At 68.5% G+C, this 24728-nt stretch carries 23 protein-coding genes; 5 read left to right on the forward strand and 18 right to left on the reverse strand.

Translation table 11 applies throughout. The features are described 5' to 3' along the window. Positions 1–6 precede the first annotated feature (6 nt). Both RHA1_RS11170 and RHA1_RS11175 read left to right on the forward strand, forming a co-directional pair. On the forward strand, positions 7–885 hold the full coding sequence (locus RHA1_RS11170) for a LysR family transcriptional regulator (RefSeq protein ID WP_011595069.1): 879 nt from the start codon (positions 7–9) through the stop codon (positions 883–885). Between the two features lie 141 nt (positions 886–1026). After that, positions 1027–1854: an enoyl-CoA hydratase/isomerase family protein gene (locus tag RHA1_RS11175; protein ID WP_011595070.1), complete on the forward strand. Its 828-nt coding sequence runs from the start codon at positions 1027–1029 to the stop codon at positions 1852–1854. Here the strand turns inward: RHA1_RS11175 and RHA1_RS11180 are convergent. From RHA1_RS11180 to RHA1_RS11205, 6 genes are all read right to left on the reverse strand, one after another. Next, positions 1820–2479, reverse strand: coding sequence for a Dabb family protein (locus RHA1_RS11180; protein WP_011595071.1), 660 nt, complete (start codon positions 2477–2479; stop codon positions 1820–1822). The genes RHA1_RS11175 and RHA1_RS11180 overlap by 35 nt on opposite strands. Further along, positions 2472–2825, reverse strand: coding sequence for a hypothetical protein (locus RHA1_RS11185; RefSeq protein ID WP_011595072.1), 354 nt, complete (start codon positions 2823–2825; stop codon positions 2472–2474). The genes RHA1_RS11180 and RHA1_RS11185 overlap by 8 nt, the downstream gene beginning before the upstream one ends. Positions 2826–2912: 87 nt before the next feature. Then, positions 2913–4562: a class I adenylate-forming enzyme family protein gene (locus tag RHA1_RS11190; protein ID WP_011595073.1), complete on the reverse strand. Its 1650-nt coding sequence runs from the start codon at positions 4560–4562 to the stop codon at positions 2913–2915. A gap of 17 nt (positions 4563–4579) precedes the next feature. After that, the gene (locus tag RHA1_RS11195) at positions 4580–5344 is read right to left on the reverse strand and encodes an SDR family NAD(P)-dependent oxidoreductase (RefSeq protein ID WP_009474961.1); all 765 of its coding nucleotides are present in this window, start codon (positions 5342–5344) and stop codon (positions 4580–4582) included. A 34-nt stretch (positions 5345–5378) separates the two neighbouring features. Beyond that, positions 5379–6512 (reverse strand): thiolase family protein, encoded by a 1134-nt coding sequence (locus tag RHA1_RS11200; RefSeq protein ID WP_009474962.1) that lies wholly within the window; start codon positions 6510–6512, stop codon positions 5379–5381. Positions 6513–6597: 85 nt separating this feature from the next. After that, entirely contained in the window at positions 6598–7926 is a 1329-nt protein-coding gene (locus RHA1_RS11205; RefSeq protein WP_009474963.1) for an MFS transporter, read from the reverse strand. A gap of 331 nt (positions 7927–8257) precedes the next feature. Between RHA1_RS11205 and RHA1_RS11210 the strand changes: the two genes are divergently transcribed. Next, complete coding sequence (locus RHA1_RS11210; protein ID WP_011595075.1) at positions 8258–9415, forward strand: acyl-CoA dehydrogenase family protein; 1158 nt, start codon at positions 8258–8260, stop codon at positions 9413–9415. 49 nt (positions 9416–9464) lie between these two features. Next, the gene (locus RHA1_RS11215) at positions 9465–10229 is read left to right on the forward strand and encodes a trans-aconitate 2-methyltransferase (protein WP_011595076.1); all 765 of its coding nucleotides are present in this window, start codon (positions 9465–9467) and stop codon (positions 10227–10229) included. A gap of 26 nt (positions 10230–10255) precedes the next feature. On the opposite strand, the gene RHA1_RS11220 is transcribed toward RHA1_RS11215, so the two are convergent. The 6 genes from RHA1_RS11220 to RHA1_RS11245 all read right to left on the reverse strand — a co-directional run bounded on the left by RHA1_RS11220 (position 10256) and on the right by RHA1_RS11245 (position 17115). Then, a complete protein-coding gene (locus RHA1_RS11220; RefSeq protein WP_011595077.1) occupies positions 10256–11197 on the reverse strand; it encodes a TAXI family TRAP transporter solute-binding subunit in 942 nt (313 codons plus the stop codon). After that, a complete protein-coding gene (locus tag RHA1_RS11225) occupies positions 11194–12609 on the reverse strand; it encodes a sensor histidine kinase (RefSeq protein ID WP_011595078.1) in 1416 nt (471 codons plus the stop codon). Before RHA1_RS11225 ends, RHA1_RS11220 begins: the two co-directional genes overlap by 4 nt. 1 nt (position 12610) lies before the next feature. Continuing rightward, a complete protein-coding gene (locus tag RHA1_RS11230; protein ID WP_009474969.1) occupies positions 12611–13270 on the reverse strand; it encodes a response regulator transcription factor in 660 nt (219 codons plus the stop codon). 15 nt (positions 13271–13285) lie between these two features. Beyond that, the gene (locus RHA1_RS11235; RefSeq protein ID WP_011595079.1) at positions 13286–14653 is read right to left on the reverse strand and encodes an MFS transporter; all 1368 of its coding nucleotides are present in this window, start codon (positions 14651–14653) and stop codon (positions 13286–13288) included. 138 nt (positions 14654–14791) lie between these two features. Further along, complete coding sequence (locus RHA1_RS11240) at positions 14792–15946, reverse strand: CaiB/BaiF CoA transferase family protein (protein WP_011595080.1); 1155 nt, start codon at positions 15944–15946, stop codon at positions 14792–14794. Then, positions 15943–17115: an acyl-CoA dehydrogenase family protein gene (locus RHA1_RS11245; protein ID WP_011595081.1), complete on the reverse strand. Its 1173-nt coding sequence runs from the start codon at positions 17113–17115 to the stop codon at positions 15943–15945. The genes RHA1_RS11240 and RHA1_RS11245 overlap by 4 nt, the downstream gene beginning before the upstream one ends. 146 nt (positions 17116–17261) lie before the next feature. Here RHA1_RS11245 and RHA1_RS11250 point away from each other — a divergent pair, with 146 nt between their 5' ends. After that, a complete protein-coding gene (locus RHA1_RS11250) occupies positions 17262–18296 on the forward strand; it encodes a LacI family DNA-binding transcriptional regulator (RefSeq protein WP_009474973.1) in 1035 nt (344 codons plus the stop codon). Here the strand turns inward: RHA1_RS11250 and RHA1_RS11255 are convergent, their stop codons facing one another. The 6 genes from RHA1_RS11255 to RHA1_RS11280 all read right to left on the reverse strand — a co-directional run bounded on the left by RHA1_RS11255 (position 18297) and on the right by RHA1_RS11280 (position 24641). Beyond that, complete coding sequence (locus RHA1_RS11255; RefSeq protein ID WP_011595082.1) at positions 18297–19820, reverse strand: acyl-CoA synthetase; 1524 nt, start codon at positions 19818–19820, stop codon at positions 18297–18299. A gap of 46 nt (positions 19821–19866) precedes the next feature. Continuing rightward, positions 19867–20475: a hypothetical protein gene (locus tag RHA1_RS11260; protein WP_009474975.1), complete on the reverse strand. Its 609-nt coding sequence runs from the start codon at positions 20473–20475 to the stop codon at positions 19867–19869. A gap of 162 nt (positions 20476–20637) precedes the next feature. Further along, entirely contained in the window at positions 20638–21420 is a 783-nt protein-coding gene (locus RHA1_RS11265) for an enoyl-CoA hydratase (protein WP_011595083.1), read from the reverse strand. Beyond that, a complete protein-coding gene (gene fahA / locus RHA1_RS11270) occupies positions 21413–22591 on the reverse strand; it encodes a fumarylacetoacetase (protein WP_011595084.1) in 1179 nt (392 codons plus the stop codon). The genes RHA1_RS11265 and fahA overlap by 8 nt, the downstream gene beginning before the upstream one ends. After that, positions 22588–23445 carry a hypothetical protein gene (locus RHA1_RS11275; RefSeq protein WP_011595085.1) on the reverse strand — a complete coding sequence of 286 codons (858 nt, stop codon included), beginning with the start codon at positions 23443–23445 and terminating at the stop codon, positions 22588–22590. The genes fahA and RHA1_RS11275 overlap by 4 nt, the downstream gene beginning before the upstream one ends. Next, the gene (locus RHA1_RS11280; protein ID WP_009474979.1) at positions 23442–24641 is read right to left on the reverse strand and encodes a homogentisate 1,2-dioxygenase; all 1200 of its coding nucleotides are present in this window, start codon (positions 24639–24641) and stop codon (positions 23442–23444) included. Before RHA1_RS11280 ends, RHA1_RS11275 begins: the two co-directional genes overlap by 4 nt. Positions 24642–24728: the final 87 nt, after the last annotated feature.

Raw genomic sequence — 24728 nt, forward strand, 5'->3', positions numbered from 1 at the left:
GAGCACATGGAGTTGCGTCAGGTCGAGTACTTTCTCGCCGTCGTGGAACACGAAGGCATCAACGGGGCCGCCGCGTCGCTCGGCGTCGCACAGCCCACCATCTCGCAGGCATTGCGCGGGCTCGAGCGGGAACTGGGTGTGCAGCTGTTCCACCGCATCGGCCGGGGCATGGTGCTCAGCGCCGCAGGGCGCAGCATGGTCGGGCCGAGCAGGCAGATCCTGCGCGACGTCACCGCCGTCGAGGACCTCCTCGCGACCTCCGACGGGGCACTCGCCGGCCGACTGGACATCATGGCGTTTCCGGCGTTGGCGATCGGGCCCCTCGTCGGCCTGGTCACCGAATTCCGGCGGACCCACCCGAATGTGATGGTCCGGTTGGGTGAATTGAAAGACGAGGCGCAGGCCGGATCGCTGATAGAGGACGGCCACTGCGAATTCGTGGTGGCGCACCTGCCGCTCGACGACGCCCGCCTGGACGTCGTCGAACTCGGCGAACAGGAGTACTGGCTCGTGTACCCCCCGGGCACCGACCTGCCGGAAGGTCCCGTTCCGCTCGCCGCGCTCCCCGACATCCCGATGGTCTTCGTCCCCCGCGGCCACTCCGTCGCCAACGAGATCGAGGAATCGATCCGTCACGCCGGGGCAAGCCCCACTCTCGCGGCGCTGTCCGATCACCGCGAGGCGCGACTTCCCCTGGTACTCGCGGGAATAGGCGGAACCCTGCTGGAACGGTCGATCGCGGAGGCGGCCCAGGACCGTGCGGTGGTCCGCCGCGCGGAGCCGACGATTGCCCGCACCTTCGGGATCGCATTCGATCCGGACATGCTCTCCCCCGTCGGGCACGCGTTCGTCGAACTCGTGCAGGCGCACACCTCGCAGACCTGAACACAGCTCATAGGTTTCGCCTCATCCTGCGTGTCCCAGAACGACTTTGTGGCGGGACGTCTCCGGTGATCGACTGGCGGAGCGGCACGGCGCCGGCCACCCGGGCGCCGCCGAGAGCCGCGCCGACATCGGGAGCCGCGTATGAGCATCGAGACCGTCAACTCGACCACAGACACCGAATCCGCTGAACACGACGTTCGGATCAGCCGGGACGGCGCGGTCGCGACGATCACCCTGAACCGGCCCACGCGACGCAATGCCATGACCGTCGACTCGTGGATCGCCTTGCGCGAGGCGCTCGGCGAACTCGCCCTCGACGACGCCACCCGGGTCGTGGTTCTCACCGGAGCGGGCGACGACTTCTGTACCGGCGCTGATCTCGACAAGCGCACACCCATGCACCCGCTGAACCGCATGCGCCAGATCAACGCGACGGCGCTGGCAGTCGACGAGTTCCCCAAGCCGCTGATCGCGAAGGTTCGCGGCTACGCCGTGGGAGCCGGCTGGAACCTGGCGTTGCTGTGCGACCTGCTCATCGCCTCGCGCGACGCGCAGTTCAGTCAGATCTTCGCCAAGCGTGGCCTGTCGGTGGATTTCGGCGGCTCGTGGCTCCTGCCGCGCATGGTGGGACTGCACCGCGCGAAACGTCTGGTCATGCTCGCCGAGATGATCGACGCCGAGCAGGCGGATGCGCTGGGACTGGTCAGCGAGCTCGTCGAGCCGGACGAATTGGACGCCACGGTCGCCCGGTTCGCCACCCGTCTCGCGGCCGCGCCGACGGTGGCCGTCATGCAGTCGACGCGACTGATCGAGGACAGCACGACGTCGTCGTTGCGGGAGGCACTCGAGAACGAGGCGCGTTCGCAAGCGGTCAACTTTGCCACCGACGCTCCGGCCGCGCTCCGCGCATTCATCGAGAAGCGTCCCCCTGCGTTCAGCGGGGAGTGGCAGGTGCCGCAACCGCGATAATCGCGCCGTCGATCGCACAGAAGCTGTGGCACAGCCGAGTGACGATCCGCGGCCCGCGTTCGGGATCGAACCACCGATCTATGTGCGCCCAGTGATACGGGTGTGTCATATACGGCCCGAGCAGCCCGTCCAGGTTCGCGTACTCCTGCTCCCACACGTGGGTCCACCGCGCGGAACCGGACGATTCGCGCACCCGGCTCAGCTGTGAGGTCCCGATCGTGCGGATATGGTTCGGCATCGCCCGCGTCTCGGATTCGAAGCGCTCCACCACCGCCGGGTCGACCGAATCGTCCACGGCGACAAACAGCGTCCGGTAGACGGTCGGTTCGAAATGCCTTGGGCCGGGAGTGGGCACGCCCGCGTAGCCGACGCTGTCGATGTGCCTGATCTCGGGGATGCGTAGCTGTGCGGTGATACCTGGTTCGACAGCACGCCAGTGGGATTCGTCGTCGAAGTGAAAATGCGCGATCACGTCGCCCCCGTCGATTCCGCCGGGCAGGGTCGGAGTCACGAGAACGCGCCGGGCCGTGGGCGCAGCGACCTCGCGCAGCCTGCCGGCCAACGCCGTACCGGTGGAGGCATCCGCGTCGGGGACGAGGTGAACGAGTGCGGTCACCTTAAACATCGGTCATCGCCTCCACGTCCGCGGGCGAGCAGGAGACGGTGCGTCGCCGGGTGGTGAGAAACTCGTCGGCGTCGGCCCACCAGCGAAGCACCTCCGCATCGTGGCGTGCGAGGAGGCTTTGCTGCCACCATGCGCGAACGCCCCGCAGAGTCCAGCTGACGGTCAGGGTGTTCGACTGGTCCTCCAGCCACACCGGCGGCGAGACGAGCACGCGATCGAGCGTCAAGCCACGCGCAATCGCGCCGGGCACATAGCGCTCCAGGTAGTCGGCGAGAAACGCGCGAGCCCGCCCGGGCTCGACCACCATCTCGTCGACGATGTACACGATCGACTCGGCCGATACCATCTGCGCTCCCTTCTTCCCCCCACCAGGACGGTAGGGGGAAGAAGGGAGCGCCTCACAGAGTTGCTTCCACCCAGCGGGAGGACGATGTCAGGTCGTCGCGGCGGCGAGTTGCTCGCGCAGCTTCGTCTTGAGGATCTTCCCGGCCGCCGACGTCGGCAGCTGCTCGACCACCACGACGTCGCGTACCTTCTTGTACGGCAGCACCCGCTCGGCGACGAACGCGGACACCGCATCGGGATCGATCGTCACGTCCGGCATCGGCACCACGAACGCCACCGGTTCCTGACCGACGCTGCCGGCCTCCCTGCCGACGACGGCAGCCGAGGACACGTCCGGATGCGAGACCAGAATCTCCTCGAGCTCACGCGGATACACGTTGTAGCCCTTGTAGATCAGCATGTCCTTGGTGCGGTCGCAGATGAACAGGTACCCGTCCTCGTCCAGGTAGGCGATGTCGCCGGTGTCGAGCCAGCCGTCGACGTACTGCTGCGCCGTGATTTCCGGATGGTTCAGGTAGCCGTCCGTGACCTGCGGGCCGCGGACCCACAACTTGCCGCGGGTGCCGGCTTCCAGCACGGCGCCGGAGTCGTCCTGGGCACGGATCTGCACCTCGGTGTCGAACACCGGCAACCCCACGCTGCCGAGCTTGTACGCGACGGAGCCGGTCAACGGCGCGGAGGCGACGAGGCAGGTGCCCTCGGTCAGCCCGTACCCCTCGACCACGCTCGCCGACGGGAACGCCCGGCCCAGCGCCTCGAGCGTCACGTGATCGATCGGCGCCGCACCCGACGACACGACCCGCACCGAGTCGGTGTCTCGAACGACGGCGTCGGGGTGGGTGGCGACCGCATGCCACATCGCCGGACTGCCGGTGATGTACGTGGCGCGGTGCGTCTCGATCAACTCCAGCATGCGGCCCGGCTCGAATCGTCCGGCGAACACCTGCGTCGCCCCGGACAGAAGGAGGAACGACATGTTGATCAGCGCGTGGGCGTGGAACAGCGGCGACACGACGACGGTCGCGCCTGCGCCGGGCACCACACCGCGGTCCCCGAGACTTTCGACGGGTCGCAGTTCGATTCCGCCGTCGGCGGTGGCGCGCACCTCGTGACCCGCACGCCAGGCGATCATCTGGGTCACGTTGGCGAGGACGTTGCGGTGCAGCACCCGCACACCTTTGGACAATCCGGTGGTGCCGCCCGTGTAGGCGAGGTGGGCGACGTCGTCCCCGGACACCTTCGGGGTGAACGGTGCGGTGGCGTACCCGCGGACGAACTCCTCGAACCCGAATTGACCGCGACCTACGCCCGCGGGGAGGCCTGCCACCACGATGGTGCGGACGGTGGTGCCGCTCGCCGCCTCGGTGAGGGTGTCCAGTTGTGCGGGCTGGGTGACGGCGGCGACCGCCGCCGTGTCGACGATCTGCGAGCGCAGGCCGGGGCCGGGTTGCAGCGGGTTGACCAGGGTGACGGTCGCGCCGGCCCGCAGTGCGCCGTAGTAGGCCACGACGAATTCGATGCAGTTGCCGAGGTGCAGGAGCACCACGTCGCGTTCGGCCACCCCCGAGTCCCGCAGGGCGGCGGCGAACGCGCCCGACCGCTGGTCGAGCTCGCGGTAGGTGCACACCGTGTCGCCGTCGACCACTGCGGCCTTGTCTCCGTACAGGTCCGCCATGGCGGACGGAAACGCCGCCAACGTCAGGTCGGGGTAATGCAGTACCGGTGCAGCAGAATTCACGTTCGGTCCCTTACTCGTCAGCGAGGTGCCATGCGGATGGCACCGTCCAGGCGGATGGTCTCACCGTTGAGGTAGCCGTTCTCGAGGATCTGGCAGGCGAGCTGCCCGAACTCGCTGGGCTTGCCCAGACGCGACGGGCCCGGCACGGACTTCTCCAGCGACGCACGCACGTCGTCGCGCAGCCGGGCGAGGAGCGGGGTGTCCATGATTCCCGGGGCGATGGTGCACACCCGGATGTTGCGGCTGGCGAGGTCACGGGCCGCGGTGACCGTCATGCCCACGATGCCGGCCTTCGATGCGGTGTAGTTGATCTGCCCGATCTGACCTTCGAAGGCGGCGACGGACGCCGTCAGCACGACCGCGCCGCGCTCGCCGTCGATCTCCTCCTGCCGCGCGATCCGTTCCGCCCCGAGGCGCAGGGCGTTGAACGAGCCGACGAGGTTGAGCCGGATCACGAACTCGAAGTCCTCGACGGAGCCTGCCTTGCCGTCGGAGTCGAGGATGCGCATCCGCCGGCCGGCCCCGGCGCAGTGCACGATGCCGCGCAGGCCACCGCGGTCGTCGGCGACGTCGAGTGCGGCCGCGAACTGCTCGGAATCGGTGACGTCGGCGGGGGCGAACTGCGCTGCGCTGCCCAATTCCTTCGCTGCCGCCTCACCGTTGGAGTTCGGGAGGTCGATGAGCGTGACCTGAGCGCCTGCGTCGACGAGGCGGCGTGCCGTCGCGAGTCCGAGACCGGACGCACCGCCGGTGACCGCGGTCGAGATTCCCTCGAGTTCCATCGTGCGGGTGTTCCCTTCGAAAAGTGTTGTCGGATCAGAGAAGTTCGAGAATGGTGGCGTTGGCGAGGCCGCCCGCCTCACACATGGTCTGCAGTCCGTACCGGATGCCGTTGTCCCGCATGTGGTGGACGAGTCGGGTCATGAGGATCGCGCCGGAACCGCCGAGCGGGTGACCGACGGCGATGGCGCCGCCGAGCGGGTTCAGCCGGTCCGTTGCGGCGCCGGTCTCCGCCTGCCACGCCAGCGGGACGGGGGCGAAGGCCTCGTTCACCTCGAACGCGCCGATGTCGTCGATCTTCAGTCCGGACCGGGTCAGTGCCTTCTCCGTCGCGGCGATGGGTCCGGTCAGCATGATCACCGGGTCGTCGCCGGCGACGGCGCAGGTGTGGATGCGGGCCATCGGGGTCAGACCGAGTTGCGCGGCCTTCTCGCTCGTCGTGACGAGCAGTGCGCCGGCGCCGTCGGAGATCTGCGAGGAGTTGCCCGCGTGGATCACGCCGTCCTCCTTGAACACGGTCTTCAGCCTGCCGAGAGAGTCGAGTGTGCCGCCGCGGCGGATCCCCTCGTCCCCGGCGAGGACGTCGGAGAGCGGTGCGAGTTGCCCATCGAATGCTCCCCGGTCCGCGGCGTGCGCCGCGAGTTCGTGGGATCGCAGCGCGTACTCGTCGAGCACCTGACGGGAGAGCCCCCACTTCGCGGCCATCATCTCGGCGCCGGTGCCCTGGCTGAACCCGTCGACGCCGTACCGGTCGAGGACGGCCGCCGGGAAGTGCTCGCCATTCTTGCTGGCGCTGCCCATGGGAACCCGGCTCATGGACTCCACACCACCGGCGACGACGACGTCCTCGTGGCCGGCGATCACGGCGGCGGCGGCGAAGCTCACGGCCTGCTGGCTCGATCCGCACGCCCGGGTGAGTGTGGTGCCAGGAACCGTCTCCGGCCAGCCGGCGGCGAGGACGGCGGTGCGGGCGACGTTGCCTGCCTGCTCCCCCACCTGGCTGACGCAGCCCCACACGACGTCGCCGATCTCCTCCGGGGAGAGACTGGTACGCGCCGCGAGGGCCTCGAGGACGTGCGCCGACAGATTGGCGGGGTGGATTCCGGACAGGGAACCGCCACGCCGCCCGATGGGCGTGCGGACGGCGTCGACGATCACTGCATCGCGCATGGTGTGTTCCTTCGATCTGAGGGGGTCACTCGAATCAATCACGGGCGATGTCGTCGGCACAACGACTTTTCGGCCGAACGCAGGGTTAGTTCGTGCCTATGTCCGCAGCGTCGCCCCGGACCAGCTTCTTGTCGCGCTCGGGGTTCGCGAAGACCAGCGCGCCGACGGCGCACACGGCGGCGACGAGTCCGAGCGCCTGGAACGCGGTGGCATAGCCCGCGGCGGGCGAGGCCGCCGCGTCGACGATCAGACCTGTCGCGTAGGGGGCGACGAGGCCACCGATCGCCATGACGGCGAGAAAGACGCCCAGGGTGCCCGCGGTCTGACGGGGCGGGCAGATCTCCGAGATCGCCGCGTTGAGCAGCGGGAACACCGATGCGGCGAAGCCGTAGCCGACGGAGACGACGAGGACGGCGACGGCGGGTGCGGTGATGGACGGCAGCGCCAGCAGAATCGCGCCGCAGATCAGCACCCCGACGGCGGGGACGATGACGCGGACGACGCGGGACGTCGAGCCGCGTGCGAGCAGACGGTCGCCGATCACGGACGAGAGCAGCATCAGGATCAGCCCGGCGATGCTCGGGAACGCGAACATGGAGCCGGCCTGGAGGCGGCTGTATCCGAGGCCCACCTCGAAGTACGAGGGCAGCCACGTCAGAACCACGGCAACCAGTGCATACACGCTCATGACGAGAAACGCGCCGCTGATGAACGTCCGGGTCCGGAAGATGCGACCCCACGGCACCGCCGGTTCGCCCGCGTCACCGGGGGCCGCGGAATCGGCGCCCTTGCCGCTGCGAATGTACGGGCCCTCGCTCCAGACGGTCAGCCACACGACGCACCACAGGACGCCGATGACCGCCAGCGCGACCAGCGCGTAGCGCCATCCGAACGTGACGGTCACGAATGCGAGAGCAGGCGCGACGGCGATCTTGGCGATGGACGCGGCACCGGCGAGCAGAGCGCTCGGCAGTCCGCGCTTGGCGGGTGCGTGCCACGAGTACGCCGCCGTGTGGAGCAGCGCGGAACTCGGCCCCTCGGCGAGCCCGAGCAGCAGGCGGCTGACCAGCAACACCGCGAAAGACGCGACGACCACGAGCGGGAGTATCGCGACGGACCAGGCGATCGCGAGCAGCAGCAGCGCCCACCGCAGCGACATCCAGCGGTTCAGCGCGCCGGCGAAGAACCCGCCGACGGTGAAGGTCAGGAAGAAGAGGCTGCCCACCAGCCCGATCTGCGAGGCGCTCAGTCCCAGCTCGTGGGCGAGGGGTTGGGCGATGATGCCGAGGACGGCCTTGTCCGCGTAGTTGACGACGTAGAGCAGCACGAGGAGCCCGGTCAGGCCCCAAGCGCGGCTGCGGGACTCGGAACCGATGGCGACGGTCCGGTCGAGGATGGCAGTGGAGCGGGTCACGTGGTGATCCCTTCGGAAGCGTGGTGGCGTGGGTCACAGTGTCACGGTTCATTCAACGTACCGGGGTGCCCGCGATCAATACGCACTCGGCGAAGGCACCGGCTACGTCTGCCTATGTGTCGGCAGATTCGAGGTGTCTCGCGTGCATTGGACTGCGCTATCCGACCGATAGCCGAACGGCCCTAGCCGGGCCCCCGCGGATCGGGCATTCTCATCACATGAGCCGCCCCCGCCCGGACTCTCGATCCGACGAACACTCCGAGGTTCGGAAGATAATGATCGGCAAGGTCGTACTACGCAGTTACGCACTGTAATTCGAAGGAGAAAGCCCGTGCAGCGTACGGTGTTCAACGAAGATCACGACGCGTTCCGGAAGACGATCCGCGACTTCATCGCCAAGGAAGTCGCCCCCGTCCACCACGAGTGGGAGGGCGAAGGGCATCCCCCGCGCGACTTCTACCGTCGTCTCGGGGAGCTCGGCGTACTCGGCATCCAGGTGCCAGAGGAGTTCGGCGGCGGCGGTGAGAAGAGTTTCAAGTTCGCGGCGGTGGTCGGCGAGGAGACGGCGGCCGCCGGAGTCACGTTCGGCAGCTACTCCGTGCACACCAACCTGATCCTGCCGTACCTGCTCGAATACGCGAACGACGAGCAGAAGCAGCGGTGGCTCCCCGGATTCGCGTCGGGTGACATCATGTTCGCCATCGCGATGACCGAGCCGGGCACCGGTTCGGACCTCGCCAACATCGCGACGTCGGCCAAGCTGTCCGACGACGGGTCGCACTACGTCCTGAACGGCGCGAAGACGTTCATCACCGGGGGCGCGCTCGCCGACCGGATCCTCGTGGTGTGCCGCACCGCGCCCAGCACCCCCGAGGACCGCCGGGCCGGTCTGACCATCCTCGTCGTCGACACCACCTCCGAGGGTTTCGCGGTGGGTCGCAAGATCGAGAAGATCGGCCTGAAGGCCTCGGACACCGCCGAACTGTCCTTCACCGACGTCACGGTGCCCGTGGCGGACCGCCTCGGCGACGAAGGTGCCGGTTTCAGCTACCTCACCCACAACCTCGCCCAGGAACGCCTCTCCATCGCGCTCGGCGGGTCGGCGACCGCGGCCGCGGCGCTGCAGCACGCGATCGCATACGTCAAGGAGCGCAAGGTGTTCGGCAAACCCGTCGCGGCATTCCAGAACACCAAGTTCGTGCTCGCCGAGTGCGCCACCGAGGTCGAGGCGATCCAGCTGATGGCCGACCGCGCGCTCGAACTGCACGACGCCGGCGAACTCACGGTCCCGGATGCCGCGAAGGCGAAGTTGTTCTGCACCGAGGCCGCGGGCCGGGTCATCGACAAGTGCCTGCAATTGCACGGCGGATACGGCTACATCCTCGAGTACCCCATCGCGCGGTTGTACGCGGACACCCGTGTCTCCCGCATCTACGGCGGCACGAGCGAGGTCATGAAGACGATCATCGCGAAGGATCTCGGCCTCTGACCCCACACGCCAACAGTATGGGCGTACTGTTTCAGGCGAGGAGGACTACATGTGGGATCCGAACAAGTACCTCGCCTTCGCGGACCATCGCGGGCGCCCGTTCTACGAGTTGCTGTCGCGAGTCGACGCGCGGTCACCGCGCCGCGTCGTCGACCTCGGTTGCGGCCCGGGAAACCTGACCGTCAGCCTGGCCGAACGATGGCCGGACGCCGTCCTCGAGGCCTCCGACAGCTCACCCGAGATGGTCGAGGCCGCGCGTGAACGCGGCCTCGACGCCGGCAGGCAGGACGTGCGCGACTGGACGCCGAAGCCCGACACGGACGTCGTCGTCTCCAACGCCGCTCTGCAGTGGGTGCCCGAGCACCGGGAGTTGTTGCGTCGCTGGCCGACCCAACTGCCGTCGGGGGCGTGGATCGCGGTGCAGGTTCCCGGCAACTTCGACGCGCCGTCGCACACGATCGTCCGTGACCTCGCCTCGCGCGAACGGTGGTCGCGGTCGCTGCCGGACGTGCCGTTCCGCGCGAGCACGGTCGTCGACGATCCCGCCGACTACGCCGGGCTCCTCGCCGACGCCGGATGCGCCGTCGATGCCTGGGAGACCACGTACGTGCAGCGGCTGACCGGGGAGAACCCGGTTCTGGAGTGGATCACCGGCACCGCGCTCCGCCCGGTCAAGGACGCCCTCTCGGCGCCGGAGTGGGACCTGTTCCGCGAAGAACTCGCCCCGCTCCTCGACGAGGCGTACCCCCGGCGACCGGACGGCAGCACGTTCTTCCCGTTCCGGCGCATCTTCGTGGTCGCCCAGGTGCAGTGATCGACCGGCTGGAGTGATCGACCGGCTCAGCCGTGGTGTCTCCGGTACGCCGCGGCAGCGCCGGGATGCAGCGGCACCCCCGCGGTGACGATCAGCGACTGCCGGTCCAGGAACTGGCTGCCGGTCGCCTGATCCGGCACCAGTTCCGCCGCGTGGTCGATGAGCACCTCGACGAGGGCGCCGGCGGCGCTGTCCGAGACGGCGGGGTCGGCGAGCAGCAGGTTCGCGAGACCGATCGTCGCGACCGACGTCTGCTGTCCGTACGTGCCGGGCGGAATCAGCACCGGCTCGTAGCGGGGGCCGAACCGCTCCCGCAGCAATTCCAGTTCGGCGGACAGGTCGAGTAGACGCAGCGGGATCCCGAGATCCGCGAACGACGGGGTGGGCACTCCGCCTGCCCACAGAACCGCGTCGACGGTGCCGTCACGCAGCGCCTGCCCCGCATCGGTCATCGACAGGTGCAGACGCGTCACGGCTCCCGGACCCGCCAGACCGAGCACCTCGAGGATCCGTTCGCCCGTCAGTTCCGCACCGGAGCCTGTGGCACCCAAGCTGATTCGGGTGCCTCTCAGTTGCGAGGTGTCCGCGATCCCGGAATCGGCGCGCACCGCGAGTTGCATGTAGTTCTCGTACACCTTGCCGATGGCGGTGAACCCGGCGCCGGCCCCCAGAGCCGATACGGCGGCGTCGGCGAGACTCAGTGCCAGTTCCGCGTCTCCGGACGCCAGCGCCGCCAGATTGTCCACCGACCCCGCGGTGCGGACCGGGACGATGCTCACCGGCAGTGCGGCACGCTCCGCCGCCTGGGCCGTCAATTGGGCGAACTCCCAGAAGAATCCGCCCTCCTCACCGGCCGCGAGCCGCAGCGGATCGCGGCCGCTGTCCGAGCACGCGGCGAGCACCGAACCCGTGGCCGCGGTCGCCCCGGCGGCGACGACGCCGCGCAGAAGTGCACGTCGGGTGATCACGGCGCCACCGTCGGAAGTGTCAGCGTCACCCGCAGCCCGTGTGGCTGCTCCGCAGCGATCGTCAGCGCCCCACCGCCGCCCTCGACGAGCGCGGTCGCGATGGACAACCCGAGCCCGGTGCCCTGCTGCGCCGCCCCGGACCCGCGGAAGAAACGCGACGACAGTTTGCCGATCTCGTCCTCACCCACCCCGGCCCCGTCGTCGCTCACCCGGATCTCGATTCCCGCGGCCGACCGTCCCGAGTCGATCCGGACCGTCGAACCTCGACCGGCGTACGCGTGCGCGTTGCTGAGCAGGACGTCCAGGACCTGCGCCAGGTGACTGGACCGGAAGTCGGCGACCAGCGGTTCGGCCGGTTCCCGGAGCACGAGGTCCATCCCCGATTCCGCGAGAGCCTCCGTCCAGGCGTCGGCACGGTCCGCGAGTACGGCACCGACGTCACATCCGCCGTGCGCGGTCTCGTCGTCGGCGGAGTCCGCGGGCGATTCGGCGACGGCCAGCGCCAGCAGTCCGTCGAGGATCCCGCCGAGCCGATCGACCTCCATCCCCGTGCGGCGGTAGGTTTCGGCCCCGGTTTCGGAGACGTGTGGGCCGAGGGAGTCCAACCGGATGTGCAGGGCCGCGAGAGGGTTTCGGAGCTGATGGGCAGTGTCGGCGATCAGCTGCCGCTGCGCCTGACCGGACGCCTGGACTGCGCCCGACATGGTGTCGAACGCCTTCGCGAGTTCCTGGACCTCCGGTGGCCCGCTGTAGCTGTCGGACGGCCGCCCGGTGCTGCGACGCACCCGCGGACGCGGCGACGGGACGGCGTCGGTGAGGGCGCCGACCCTGGCGGTGAGCGCCCCGAGCGGACGAACGGTCCACCGGGACAGCGCGATCGCGACCGCGGTGACCGCCGCCAGCGCGACGAGCGCCCCCGCGACGATCACCAGCCACGACGTCCGGATGGATTCCCGTGCGGCGCGGGTGGACACGTCCAGGACCACGGCACCGTCCACCTGCGCTCCGGTGCCGACGGGTACGGCCGACAGGACACGGTCCGCCGACCACGGTGTGAGCGAACCGCTGATCCCCTGCTTCTGGTTGCGCAGTCCCGCCGTGATCGCCGCGGCCACGTCGGCGTCGTCCGGCGACAGTCCGGCGCCCGCGCGGAGGTTGCCTCGTGCGTCGACGATGAGGACGCCCTCGCCGTACAACTCGTGGTAGCGGGCCACCTCCTCCCGCAGCAGCGTGGTACTTCCCGGGGCCTGGGTCTGTCCGGCGAGGCTGGCGAAATGCGTCGCATCCGCCTCCCGGCTCAGCCGCAGAGCCTGGGTTCTCCCGGCGCTGGTGGCCAGCGCCAGCGGGACGGCGAAGGCCACCACCGCGACGGCCGCGAACACCAGCAGAACGGCGAGCACACGGCGGCGCACGTCAAGTGCCCCAGCGGTAGCCGTACCCGCGGATGGTCGAGATGAGCCCCGGCCGGCCCAGTTTCGCGCGCAACCCGGTCATGTGCACGTCGAGGGTGCGTGAGATCGCCACGTACGCGTCGCCCCACACCGCATCCATCAGTTGCTGGCGACTCACGGCGGCGCCGGGACGGGTGACGAGCACCTCGAGAAGCTCGAACTCCTTGGCTGTCAACGCCACCGGAGCTCCGCCGACCTCCACTTCGCGTGCCGCCAGATCGACCACCACATCACCTTCGGTGACCGTCTGCGCGGCCGAGGCCGCGGTCGCGCGGCGACGCTGGGTCACGACGTCGAGCCGCGCCAGCAATTCCGCGAGCCGCGCCGGCTTGACGAGGTAGTCGTCCGCCCCGCCCCGCAGTCCCCGCACCACCGACCGTTCGTCGTCGCGGGCGGTGAGGATCACCACCGGAACGTCGCTGACGGCCCGCAGCTGCCGGAGCACCTGCAGGCCGTCCGCGTCGGGGAGACCGAGGTCGAGGATCACCGCGTCCATACCGCGATGGCCGAGAAGGAGATCGGAACCGCGCCGCATGCGCACCGCCTCGTGGCCGTGGGTGGCCAGTGCTTCCACGAGTGCGTCGCCGACTCCGTCGTCGTCCTCGACCACCGCGATCTGCACTTCTCTTCCCTTCGATCAGCTCCGTGAGTCGACCAGTTCGACGTCGTCGTCCGGGGTGTCCTCCCGGCTGGTCGTCCGGTCGAGCGGCGAACCGTCCGACGTCTCACGCATGAAGAAGTAGACGACGAGCGAGATGGCGATACACCCGGTCACGTAGTAGAAGAATAGCGATTCGTGGCCGGCCCGCTTCAGGGCGAGGGCGACGGTCTCGACCGTTCCGCCGAAGATCGCCAGCGTGAGGGCGTACGGCAGCCCGACGCCGAGTGCGCGAACCTTCGTCGGGAACAGCTCGGTCTTCACGATCGCGTTCACCGACGTGTACCCGGTGACGACGATCAGTCCCAGCATCATCAGCGCGAAGGCCACCAGGGGGTTCGTCGTGGTCCCGAGCACCGTCATCAGGGGCACGGTGAGGACGGTTCCGCCGATCCCGAAGAAGATGAGCAGCTTCCGGCGACCGATGCGGTCGGACAGTGCGCCGCCGATCGGCTGCAACACGATGAACACCAGCAGGGCCGCGAAGTTGATCCACGCCACCGTGTCCTTGGAGATGCCGGACGTATTGATCATGTACTTCTGCATGTACGTGGTGTACGTGTAGAACGCCACGCAACCACCGAGCGTCAGGGCGCACACCAGCAGGCACTCGCGGGGGTACTGCAGCAGCATCCGGAGCGAACCTTCCTTCGGCCCACCGTCCGAAGTGTCTGCGTCACGCTTCGCCTCCACCTCGTCGGTGAACGCCTCCGACTCGTCCATCGTGCGACGGAGCCACATCACCGCGACGGCACCGGCCGCGCCGATCAGGAACGGAATCCGCCAGCCCCACGCCTGCATGGCCTCCGCAGGCAGCGTCAGCTGCAGGATGATCTGCACACCCAGTGCAATCAGCTGTCCGGCGACGAGCGTGACGTACTGGAAGCTCGAGTAGAACCCGCGCCTGCCCGGCGACGCGACCTCGGCCAGGTACGTGGCGCTGGTGGCGTACTCGCCGCCGACCGACAGTCCCTGCAGCATCCGGGCGATCACCAGCAGGACCGGTGCCACTAGCCCGATGCTCGCGTAGGACGGCGTGACCGCGATGACGAGCGAACCCGCCGCCATCACGGTCACCGACAGGGTGAGCGCCGATCGGCGACCGCGGCGGTCGGCGTACCGTCCCATGATCCAGCCGCCGATCGGCCGCATGAGGAATCCGACCGCGAAAACGGCTGCCGTGGAAAGCAGCTGGGCGGTGGTGTCGCCTTCCGGGAAGAACTCCTTCGCGAAGTACACACTGAACGCCGCGTAGACGTACCAGTCGTACCATTCGATCAGGTTGCCGACCGAACCTTTCAAAACATTGCCGATGACTCGGCGCTCACCCGTCGATGTCGTGCTCACGCGGGACTCCTCTCGATGCCCTGGATCTCTGCGTTCACACCACAGTGGGTCACGTCACATCGATACGGAAGGGCCGCGGAGCCTTCCTAACACTCCCTTAGGGAAGAGCCCCCGTGAGTACTTGTCAACCTCGGGCGGTTAACAAGTACTCACGGCTGGGGTGTCCTCGCCGAGCCGCGGCGGCGCGCTGCGGTAGCTCGCCGGGGTGGCGCTGAGCCGGATCGGATTCGCCACCTGACGCACGGGCCGGTCCCTGCGGGGATCGTCGATCTCGACCACCGGATTCAGCCCGAGGCGCTCGGCGAGCGCCACCGCGTCGGCGATGTCGTTGAGCGGACCGCACGGGACACCCTGTGCGGTCAGCTTCTCGAACCACTCGTCCGCCGAGCCCGCGGACAGCGCCGCGGTGATGTCCCGGACCAGTTGCTCGGGGTGCGCCACCCGTTGCGTGTTGGTCGCGTACCGCTCGTCGTCGGCGAGTTCGGGCACACCGAGAACCTCGACGAGAGAGGCGAACTGACGGTTGTTGCCCACCGCCAGCACCAGCGGCCGGTCGCCGGTCCGGAAGACCTCGTACGGCGCGATGCTGGGGTGCCGGTTGCCCATCGCCTGCGGGACGACACCGGCGCCCACGTACCCCGACGTCTGGTTCGCGAGGGCGGACAGCAGCGACGACAGCAGGTTCACCTCGACCCGCTGCCCCTCCCCGGTGCGATCGCGGTGGCGCAGCGCCGCCAGGATCCCGACCGCGGCGTGCAGTCCGGTGATGATGTCGACGACGGCCACCCCGACCTTCGTCGGAACGCCGGGTTCGGGACCGGTGATGCTCATCAACCCGCCGACGGCCTGGATGAGCAGGTCGTACCCGGGCAGGTTGTTCTCGCCGCCGAACCCGGTCACGGAGCAGTAGACGACGTCGGGATTGATCTCCCGCACGGCGTCGTAGCCGAGCCCGAGCCGGTCCATCGTGCCGGGAAGGAAGTTCTCCACCACCACGTCCGCCCGGGCGGCCAGTTCCCGCGCCTGCTGCAGGTCGGCGGGGTCGCGCAGATCCCAGGCGAAGGACCGCTTGTTGCGGTTGACGGACTGGAAGTAGGTGGATTCGTCGCCCACCCACGGCGGCCCCCACTGCCGGGTGTCGTCGCCGACGCCGGCGCGCTCGATCTTGACGACGTCGGCACCGAGGTCGGCAAGCAGCATCGTGGCGTACGGCCCGGCGAGCACCCGTCCGAAGTCGGCGATCAGCAGGCCGTCCAGGGATGCACTCCCGGCCGACTCGAGTGACCTGCTCACCGGAATGCTGCCTCGCCCGTCAGCGCCTTGCCGATCACGAGCTGGTGGACCTCGGACGTTCCCTCGTAGGTGAGCACGGACTCGAGGTTGTTGGCGTGGCGGATCACGGGGTATTCCAGCGTGATTCCGTTGGCACCGAGGATGGTGCGGCACTCGCGGGCGATGGCGATGGCCTCGCGGACGTTGTTCAGCTTGCCCGTGCTGACCTGCTCGGGACGTGCCACGCCGCGATCCTTGAGACGTCCGAGGTGGTACGCCAGCAGGTGGCCCTTGCCGACCTCGAGGGCCATGTCGGCGATCTTGACCTGCGTGATCTGGTAGGCGGCGAGCGACTTGTCGAAGACCTGACGGTCCTGCGCGTAGGAGATTGCGGATTCCAGGCAGTCGCGGGCGGCGCCCATCGCACCGAAGATGATGCCGAACCGGGCCTCGTTGAGGCAGCCGAGCGGACCGGACAGTCCCTTGGCCTCCGGCAGCATCGCGGATTCGGGCAGCCTCACGTCCTCGAGCACGAGCTCCGAGGTGACGGACGCCCGCAGCGACATCTTGTGCTTGATCTCGGGCGCCGAGAAGCCGGGGGTGTCGGTGGGCACGACGAATCCGCGGATGCCGTCGTCGGTGCGGGCCCACACGACCGCGACGTCGGCGACGGATCCGTTGGTGATCCACATCTTGGTGCCGTTGAGGATCCAGTCGTCACCGTCCCGCTTGGCGCCCGTGCGCATGCCTGCGGGGTTGGAGCCGAAGTCGGGCTCGGTCAGTCCGAAGCAGCCGATCGCCTTGCCGGCGGCCATGCGGGGCAGCCATTCCTGCTTCTGGTCTTCGCTGCCGTAGTGGTGGATCGCGTACATGGCCAGCGAACCCTGGACGGACACGAGGCTGCGGATTCCGGAGTCGACGGCCTCGAGCTCGAGGCAGGCCAGGCCGTAGGCGGTGGCGCTCATGCCGGCGCAGCCGTATCCCTCGAGGTGCATGCCGAGCACGCCGAGTTCGCCCAGTCCTTCCGCCAGCTCACGCACCGGCAGTGCCGCTGCTTCGAACCATTCGCCGATGTGGGGCCGGATCTTCTCGTCCGAGAATCGGCGCACGGTGTCGCGGATCGCGATCTCCTCGGTGTCGAGCAGCGAGTCGAGGGCGAACAGCTGGGTCAGGGACTGCGGGTCGGACATTGTTCCTCCACGAGGCCGGTGGGGCTGGTGTGCAAACGTTCGCGAGAACGATTGCACGAACGATTTCGTCACGTAGACTAAGGCGCATTCCGGCGGCCGTCAACCACGACACCACCGGCCCCCGTCCCCGAGCGCGAGGATTGCCCGTGAACCAGCCGGACCGCCCGACACGCACCTCCGGGCGTCCGCCTACCCTCCGCGAGATCGCCGAACGCGCCGGCGTCCACGTGTCGACGGCATCCCGGGTGCTCCGCCAGCCCGAACCCGCCGACGGCTGGTCCGAGGCCGCGCTGCGGGTGCGCGAGGTGGCGGTGGAACTCGGCTACCAGCCCAACCTGTGGGCCGCGAGCCTGCGGACACGCAAGACCACCACCCTCGGCGTGGTAATGCCGCGACTCACCGACGGCGTGGTCGCGACGATGTTCCAGGGCATCGAGGAGACGGCCACGCAGGCCGGCTACTCGGTGCTGCTGTCGAGCCCACCCGACGACCTCGACGCCCAGCGCCGCGCCATCGAGTTCCTCGTCAGCAGGCAGGTGGACGGCCTGCTGCTCAGCAGCCTGCACAGTCCCGGCCGCGAATTCGTCGACTCACTGTCGGTGGGGGCTTTGCCGATGCTGCAGCTCAACCGGCACGCCGACGTCGGTCTGCCGTTCGTGTCGGGCGACGACCACCGGGGCGGCTACCTCGCCGGACGCCATCTCCTCGACCGCGGGTTCACCGAGCTCGCCGTCATCACAGGGCCCGACCATGCGAGCACCTCCCGCGACCGCCTCGCCGGATTCCGCGCCGCACTGGCCGAGAACGGCATCGAACTCCGCCCGGATCGCGTCGTCCGCTCCGACTTCGACGTGTCCGGCGGTGTCGCCGCGGCAACCGTTCTCCTCGAGTCGGATTCGCCTCCCGAGGCGATCTTCACCGTCAGCGACACCATCGCGATCGGCGTCCTCGGCGTCGCCCGGGACCTCGGACTGCGGATCCCCGACGACCTCGCACTCGTCGGATACAACGACATTCCGGTGGTCGCCCAACTTCCGGTGCCGCTGACGACCGTCCGGTCACCCGCGCGCCTGATCGGCGCGACGGGTGTGCGTCATCTCCTGTCGATCATCGCGGGCAACGACGTGGAATCGGTGAAGCTCCCGGTCGAGCTGATCGAGCGGGCATCGACCGGAAAGTAATCAGAGCGTTGCCCGCAGTTCCCGTTTGAGCAGTTTCCCGCTCTGGTTGCGGGGCAGTTCGTCCACGAACACCACCTGCTTGGGCACCTTGAACGGCGCGATGCGCTCCTTGACGTGGGCGATCAACCCGTCCGGTGTCACGCCGGCCGCGTCCTCCCGCAGCACCACCACGGCGGTGATCGCCTCGATCCACTTGTCGTCCGGCGTCCCGATGACCGCGACCTCGGCCACGTCCGGATGCGTGTAGACCGCGTCCTCGACCTCGCGCGACGCCACCAGGATGCCGCCGGTGTTGATGACGTCCTTGATGCGGTCGACGACGGTGATGTACCCCTCCGGGTCCCGCGTCACCAGATCACCCGAGTGGAACCACCCGTCGCGGAACGCCTCCGCGGTGGCGTCGGGATTGTCCCAGTACCCCAGGCACAGCTGGGGTGAACGGTAGAGCACCTCACCGGGCGTGCCGTCCGGAACGTCGTTGCCGTCCGGGTCCACGACCCGCGTCTCGACGAAGAACACGGCCTTGCCACACGACGACGGCCGGTCCTCGTGTTCCTCGGGCTGCAGCACCGTCGCGAGCGGACCGATCTCGGACTGTCCGAAGCAGTTGTAGAAGCCGAGGTCGGGGTAGCGTTCGCGCAACCTGTTCAGCACCGTCACCGGCATGATCGACGCGCCGTACTGCGCCTTCTTCAGCGACGACAGGTCGCGGGTCTCGAGATCCGGATGTCCGGCGAGCGGCACCCACACCGTCGGCGCCAGGAACAGCGAGCCGATGCGATCCGCCTCGATGCGGCGCAGAATCTCCGGAATGTCCGGGGTCTGCATCAGATTCACCGAGGCGCCCACCGACAGGTACGGCATCATGAAGACGTGCATGCCCGCCGAGTGGTACAGGGGCATGCAGATCAGCGGATTGTCGCCGTCGCTCAGTGCGAGGGCGATCACGGAAGACACGTACTCGTGCACGAGCCCGCCGTGAGTCATCATGGCGCCCTTCGGCTTCGACGTCGTCCCGGACGTGTACAGCAACTGTGCCAGGTCGGTGGCCGCGACCGGCTCCGCGAGCACGGGGACGTCGCCGGAGCCGCTGTGGGCGAGCAGCGAATCCTCGGCGTCGCGAAGGGGAACCACGTGGCGCAGATCGAGGGCGCCGCGGACCGAGTCGAGCGTGCCCGTCAGCGCCGGATCGACCAGCACGGCGGCGCTCCCGGACTGCGACACCAGATAGGTCAGCTCGTCGCCCTCGAGCGCATAGTTGACGGGCACGTGCACGAGACCCGCACGCGCGCAGGCCAGGAACCCGATCGTGTACGCGTCCGAGTTGGTGCCGTACGCGGCGACGCGCTCACCGGCCGACAGTCCGAGCGACCGCAGGTAGGCGGCCGCCCGGCTCACCGCGTCGTCGAGTTCACGGTACGTCCACGCGCGGTCCTCGAAGGTCAGCGCCCTGCGGTCGGGGAACTTGGCGGCCGAGCGCCGCAGCACTCCGTCGACGGTGTCGGTACGCGCATCCAGACTCATGCACGAAGGTTATAGGACGTCCAAGTACCTTGCCAGAGGTTTCGTGCTACCGCCCTGCAGGCACCAGCATCGGCGAATGCAAGTCGTAGTACGCCACGTCCCCCATCAACCGCCCCTCTTCCTCGAACAACGACCTCAGGTCGTCCGGGATCTCGACCTTCTCGTGCTCGCGGGCCTCCGATTCCGAGGTGAAGTACACCGCCTCGACATACCCGCCGTCGCCGTACGTGCACAACGTTCCACCGAGGATCTCCGGGCGCAGCTGATGAACCTGGGGTTCGGCCTGTTCCAGCAGCTCCCGCATTCGACTCGCGTCGGCGGTGTGCCCCTCCATGACCTGAACGAATGTCGCGTCGTCCGAGCCGCCACCCATCCACTCCATCACGTCCGGGCAGTCCATGAACGACACGGCTCCCTCGAAGCACCTCTCGGTTTCCGCCCACCACGCGCCCTGCTCCGGACGCTCGCTGTTACGCCGGGCGGCTTCGGCCGATTCGAACCGCGCGAGTGCGATGAACGTTCCGTCGTCGCACAATCCCTGGGTGCAGCCCAGGAAGCCGGTCGCTCCCGGGCGCACGTCCTCCGTCCAGCGGTCCATGCACCGGCGTAGGCCGGCCTCGTCGGACACCTTTCCTTGAATAACCTGGATGAACATCGATAGTCACCTCCCGCGGGACGGTCGCCCCGCAGTGAGAACGATCTCGGTGACCGACCCGTCGCGGTCCACCGTCAGCGGGCACCGACGGCCCGCGGCCGCAGCCACTGCACACTTGATCCTTCGCCGGTTCGCTGGACCGCGCAATGCAGACAGCGTGCGCTATTTTCCCTGCCATTGCGGAGTGCGCTTCTCGACGAACGCCTGCATGCCCTCCTGGGCGTCGCACGTGATCGCGTTGGTGGCCATCGTCTCCGCCATCGCCGCGTAGGCCTCGTCCTGAGGGAGCTCGATCTGCCGGTAGAACGCCTGCTTGCCGATCTTCACCGTGAGCGGGCTGGCCTTCGTGATCTTCGCGGCGAGAGCCCGGGTCTGCGCATCGAGCTCCTCGGGTGCGACGACCAGGTTCACCAGCCCCCAGTCCGCGGCCGTCTCCGCCCCGATCGTCTCCCCGGTGAGCAGCATCTGCAGGGCGCGCTTACGCCCGATCGCGCGGCTGAGGGCCACCATCGGGGTGGAGCAGAACAGTCCGATCTTCACCCCCGGCGTCCCGAACACGGCGTTCGACGACGCGACGACGAGGTCGCAGGACGCCGCGAGCTGACAGCCCGCCGCGACGGCCGCACCCTGGACGGACGCGATGACCGGTTGGGGAATGTCCTGCACGGTCTGCATCATCTCCACACAGGTGTCGAAGATGGCCTGCTCGTCCTCGAGTGTGCGGCCGATCATCTCCTTCAGGTCGTGGCCCGCGGAGAACACCGGTCCTGCAGCCCTGATGACGACGACGCGGGTGGTGTCGTCGTCGCCCAGCTTCCGCAGCGCCGCGGTGACGTCCCGCATGGCCTCGGACGACAGCGGATTGCGCTGCTCGGGGCGGTTCAGGGTGAGGAACGCGACGCCGGTGTCCGGCTCGGCAGTGGTCTCGACGAAGTTCTCAGTCATGACTACTGCCTACCACCCGGGCCCGCACCTCACCGAAGCCGATGCGGATGCCGTTCGGGCCCGGTGCGGTGGCGGAGATGGCGATCTCGTCGCCGTCCTCGAGGAACGTGCGCTTCTCGTCCCCCACGACAACGGGTTCCTGTCCACCCCAGGTCAACTCGATGAACGCACCGCGCTGATCCTTCTCCGGTCCGGAAATGGTGCCCGACGCGAACAGGTCGCCCGTGCTGGCGGCGGCGCCGTTGACCGTGGTGTGCGCGAGCATCTGCGCCGGCGACCAGTACATCTGCGCGTACGGCGGACGCGACACGACGTGTCCGTTCCACTCGACGGCCAGGTCGATGTCGAGGCCCCACTTCTCCTCGCCGCGCAGGTACGGCAACGGCTGCGGATCCTGCGCCGGGGTGTCGATGCGGGCCGCCTCGAGCGCGTCGAGGGGAACCACCCACGGCGAGATGGACGTCGCGAAGCTCTTCCCGAGGAACGGACCGAGCGGCACGTACTCCCAGGCCTGGATGTCGCGGGCGGACCAGTCGTTCACGACGACCGCACCGAACACGTGCTCCGCGAACTGATCCGGGGTGATGGTCTCCCCCAGCTTCGTCGGGACGCCGACGAGGAAGCCCATCTCGGCCTCGATGTCGAGGCGGCGGGACGGCCCGAAGTCGGGGGCGTCCTGGTCCGGGGTCTTGCGCTGCCCGCAGGGCCGGATCACGTCGGTGCCCGACACGATGACGGTGCTCGACCGACCGTGGTATCCGACCGGCAGGTGCTTCCAGTTGGGCATCAGCGGCTCGGAGTCGGGGCGGAACAGTCGTCCGAGGTTGGTGGCGTGATTCTCGGAGGCGTAGAAGTCGACGTAGTCGGCGACGGCCACCGGCAAATGCATCGTGACGTCGTCGACCGCGAACACCGCGGTGTCGGCGACATCGCCCTGCACGAGTTCGGTGATCTGCCTGCGGACCTCGGTCCAGCGGGCCCGGCCCTGCGCCATGAAGGCGTTGAGGGTGGGCTGCGCGAAAACGTCGTCACCCAGTGCGGCGGCGAGATCCACGACGGAATCTCCCACCCGCACTCCGACCCGTGGGGCCGAGTCGGCCGTCGAGAACACGCCGTACGGCAGGTTCTCGATTCCGAAGAGGGAATCTGCGGGGATGTCGAGGACGGTCATGTGTGGGCTCCTTGATCTGCGGAGGCGAGGGCGGAAGACGGCACGAGGTGCAGTGCGACGAGATCTTCCAGGGGTTCGAGGATGCTGCACGTGCCGAAGGATCGGAAGGCGGTGCGAACGCCGTCGACGACGTCGACCGGGAGGTCGCGCAGTTCGCCGGCGAGCAGTGCGCCGTCACGTTCGGCGAGGGTGGCGGCGACCTGGTCGACGTCGGCGCCGCCGAGTGCGTGACGGGTAGCGAGCAGCACGTTGAGGAATCCGTGCTGTTCGAATCCCGTGTGCGGATCGGTGTTGCGGACGGCGTGGTGCAGCCCGGCCGTGGCCTTGAACGGGACTCCCGACGCGATGACGGCGTGCAGCGCAGCGGCGAGTTCGTCCTCGTCCGGGTAGGCCTCGGCGACAACGCCACCCGTGCGGAACTTCGCCGCGAACGGGCCACCGGTCAGTGCAGCGAGGAAGTCGGGTCGGCGCTCGCCGCGCGGAATCTCCACGAACACGTCCAGGCCGGCGGTCAGCGCCTCGACGGCGTCCATCGCGGCGAAGAACTCCGCGGCCGTCTGGTCTGCGGGCACCGCGATCTCGAGTGCCACCGCGGTGGCACCGTCGATCTGCGCGAGGCGGTCGAGTGCGGGTTCGAGCGTGGCCGGGCCGCCGGGCAGCGTCAGGCTCAATTCGAGCGCACCGGGAGTCAATTCGCCCAGTCGGGCGACCGGAAAGACGAAGGGACCGACCAGATCCGCGTACGGCGCCGACCGGTGTCTGGCGTGCGCGGGCAGGGCGTCGGGCAGGGGCGCGTTTCCGGGTGGGAAGAGGGCGGCGTCGTCGCAGAGGCCGGCGAAGAGAGCGGAGATCACTGCGTCGGCCCCCGCCCTGCCCACGTCCACGCGTAGCCCGAGTCCTCGCACGCCACGGCGCCCTCGCCGAGTTCGAGCGGGCGGAACGTGTCGACCATGACGGCGAGCTCGTCGAAGAACTCCGCCCCGATGCTGCGTTCGTACGCACCCGGCTGCGGACCGTGCGCATGGCCGCCGGGGTGAATCGAGATCGAACCCTGGCCGATGCCGGACCCCTTGCGCGCCTCGTAGTCTCCGCCGACGTAGAACATGATCTCGTCGGAGTCGACGTTCGAGTGGTAGTACGGCACCGGAATCGACAGCGGGTGGTAGTCGACCTTGCGGGGCACGAAGTTGCAGATGACGAAGTTGTTGCCCTCGAACGCTTGATGGGCCGGCGGCGGCTGGTGCACTCGCCCGGTGATGGGTTCGTAGTCGGAGATGTTGAACGTGTAGGGGTAGAGGCACCCGTCCCAACCCACGACGTCGAAGGGGTGGTGCGGGTACACCATTCGCGTGCCGACGATTCCGTGCGACGTCCGGTGCTTGACGAGCACCTCCACGTCGGTGCCCTCGACCTGCAGCGTGTCGGACGGCCCGTGCAGGTCGCGCTCGCAGTAGGGTGCGTTCTCGAGCAGCTGACCGAACCGGGACAGATAGCGCTTCGGCGGGACGATGTGACTGTTGGCCTCCATCGCATAGGCGCGCAACGGTTCCGGTCCCTGCGGGATCCAACGGTGGGTGGTCGACATCGGAATGAGGACGTAGTCGCCCTGTTTCGCCTCGAGCGCGCCGAACACGGTTTCGACGGTGGCGGCACCGGATTCGACGTAGACCATCTCGTCGCCGATCGCGTTGCGGTACAGCGGCGACTCCTTGGCGGCGACCACGTAGGAGATGCGGACGTCCGCGTTGCCGAGAATCAGCCGGCGTCCGGTGACCACGTCGGTGTCGGCCCAGACCGTGTCCGGGAACAGGTCGTGCAACTTCAGGTGGCGCGGCTTGAGCGGATGATTGGGAGTCGTGCTCTGGTCGGGCAGCTCCCACACGGTGGCATCGACGATCGCCGACGGGATGTGGCGGTGGTAGAGCAGTGAGGAGTCGGAGGAGAAGCCCTCTTCTCCCATCAATTCCTCGAAGTAGAGCTGACCGTTGTCGTCACGGTGCTGGGTGTGCCGCTTGGGCGGGATGTTGCCCACGTGCCGATAGAACGCCATGACCGGCCTCCCTAGAAGTGCGTGTCTTAGTAGTAAACACATTAACTAAATTACGGGCGTGATGGCAAGCACAGATTTCGAGGGAGG

The organism is Rhodococcus jostii RHA1 (genome assembly GCF_000014565.1).
In the GTDB taxonomy this organism is placed as follows: domain Bacteria; phylum Actinomycetota; class Actinomycetes; order Mycobacteriales; family Mycobacteriaceae; genus Rhodococcus_F; species Rhodococcus_F jostii_A.

Excerpts from the sequence above, each read along its gene's own strand:
- RHA1_RS11170 (WP_011595069.1), top strand. The coding sequence starts at position 7 with ATGGAGTTGCGTCAGGTCGAGTACTTTCTCGCCGTCGTGGAACACGAA.
- RHA1_RS11175 (WP_011595070.1), top strand. The coding sequence starts at position 1,027 with ATGAGCATCGAGACCGTCAACTCGACCACAGACACCGAATCCGCTGAA.
- RHA1_RS11180 (WP_011595071.1), bottom strand. The coding sequence starts at position 2,479 with ATGTTTAAGGTGACCGCACTCGTTCACCTCGTCCCCGACGCGGATGCC.
- RHA1_RS11185 (WP_011595072.1), bottom strand. The coding sequence starts at position 2,825 with ATGGTATCGGCCGAGTCGATCGTGTACATCGTCGACGAGATGGTGGTC.
- RHA1_RS11195 (WP_009474961.1), bottom strand. The coding sequence starts at position 5,344 with ATGGAACTCGAGGGAATCTCGACCGCGGTCACCGGCGGTGCGTCCGGT.
- RHA1_RS11200 (WP_009474962.1), bottom strand. The coding sequence starts at position 6,512 with ATGCGCGATGCAGTGATCGTCGACGCCGTCCGCACGCCCATCGGGCGG.
- RHA1_RS11215 (WP_011595076.1), top strand. The coding sequence starts at position 9,465 with ATGTGGGATCCGAACAAGTACCTCGCCTTCGCGGACCATCGCGGGCGC.
- RHA1_RS11245 (WP_011595081.1), bottom strand. The coding sequence starts at position 17,115 with ATGTCCGACCCGCAGTCCCTGACCCAGCTGTTCGCCCTCGACTCGCTG.
- RHA1_RS11255 (WP_011595082.1), bottom strand. The coding sequence starts at position 19,820 with ATGAGTCTGGATGCGCGTACCGACACCGTCGACGGAGTGCTGCGGCGC.
- RHA1_RS11260 (WP_009474975.1), bottom strand. The coding sequence starts at position 20,475 with ATGTTCATCCAGGTTATTCAAGGAAAGGTGTCCGACGAGGCCGGCCTA.
- RHA1_RS11265 (WP_011595083.1), bottom strand. The coding sequence starts at position 21,420 with ATGACTGAGAACTTCGTCGAGACCACTGCCGAGCCGGACACCGGCGTC.
- fahA (WP_011595084.1), bottom strand. The coding sequence starts at position 22,591 with ATGACCGTCCTCGACATCCCCGCAGATTCCCTCTTCGGAATCGAGAAC.
- RHA1_RS11280 (WP_009474979.1), bottom strand. The coding sequence starts at position 24,641 with ATGGCGTTCTATCGGCACGTGGGCAACATCCCGCCCAAGCGGCACACC.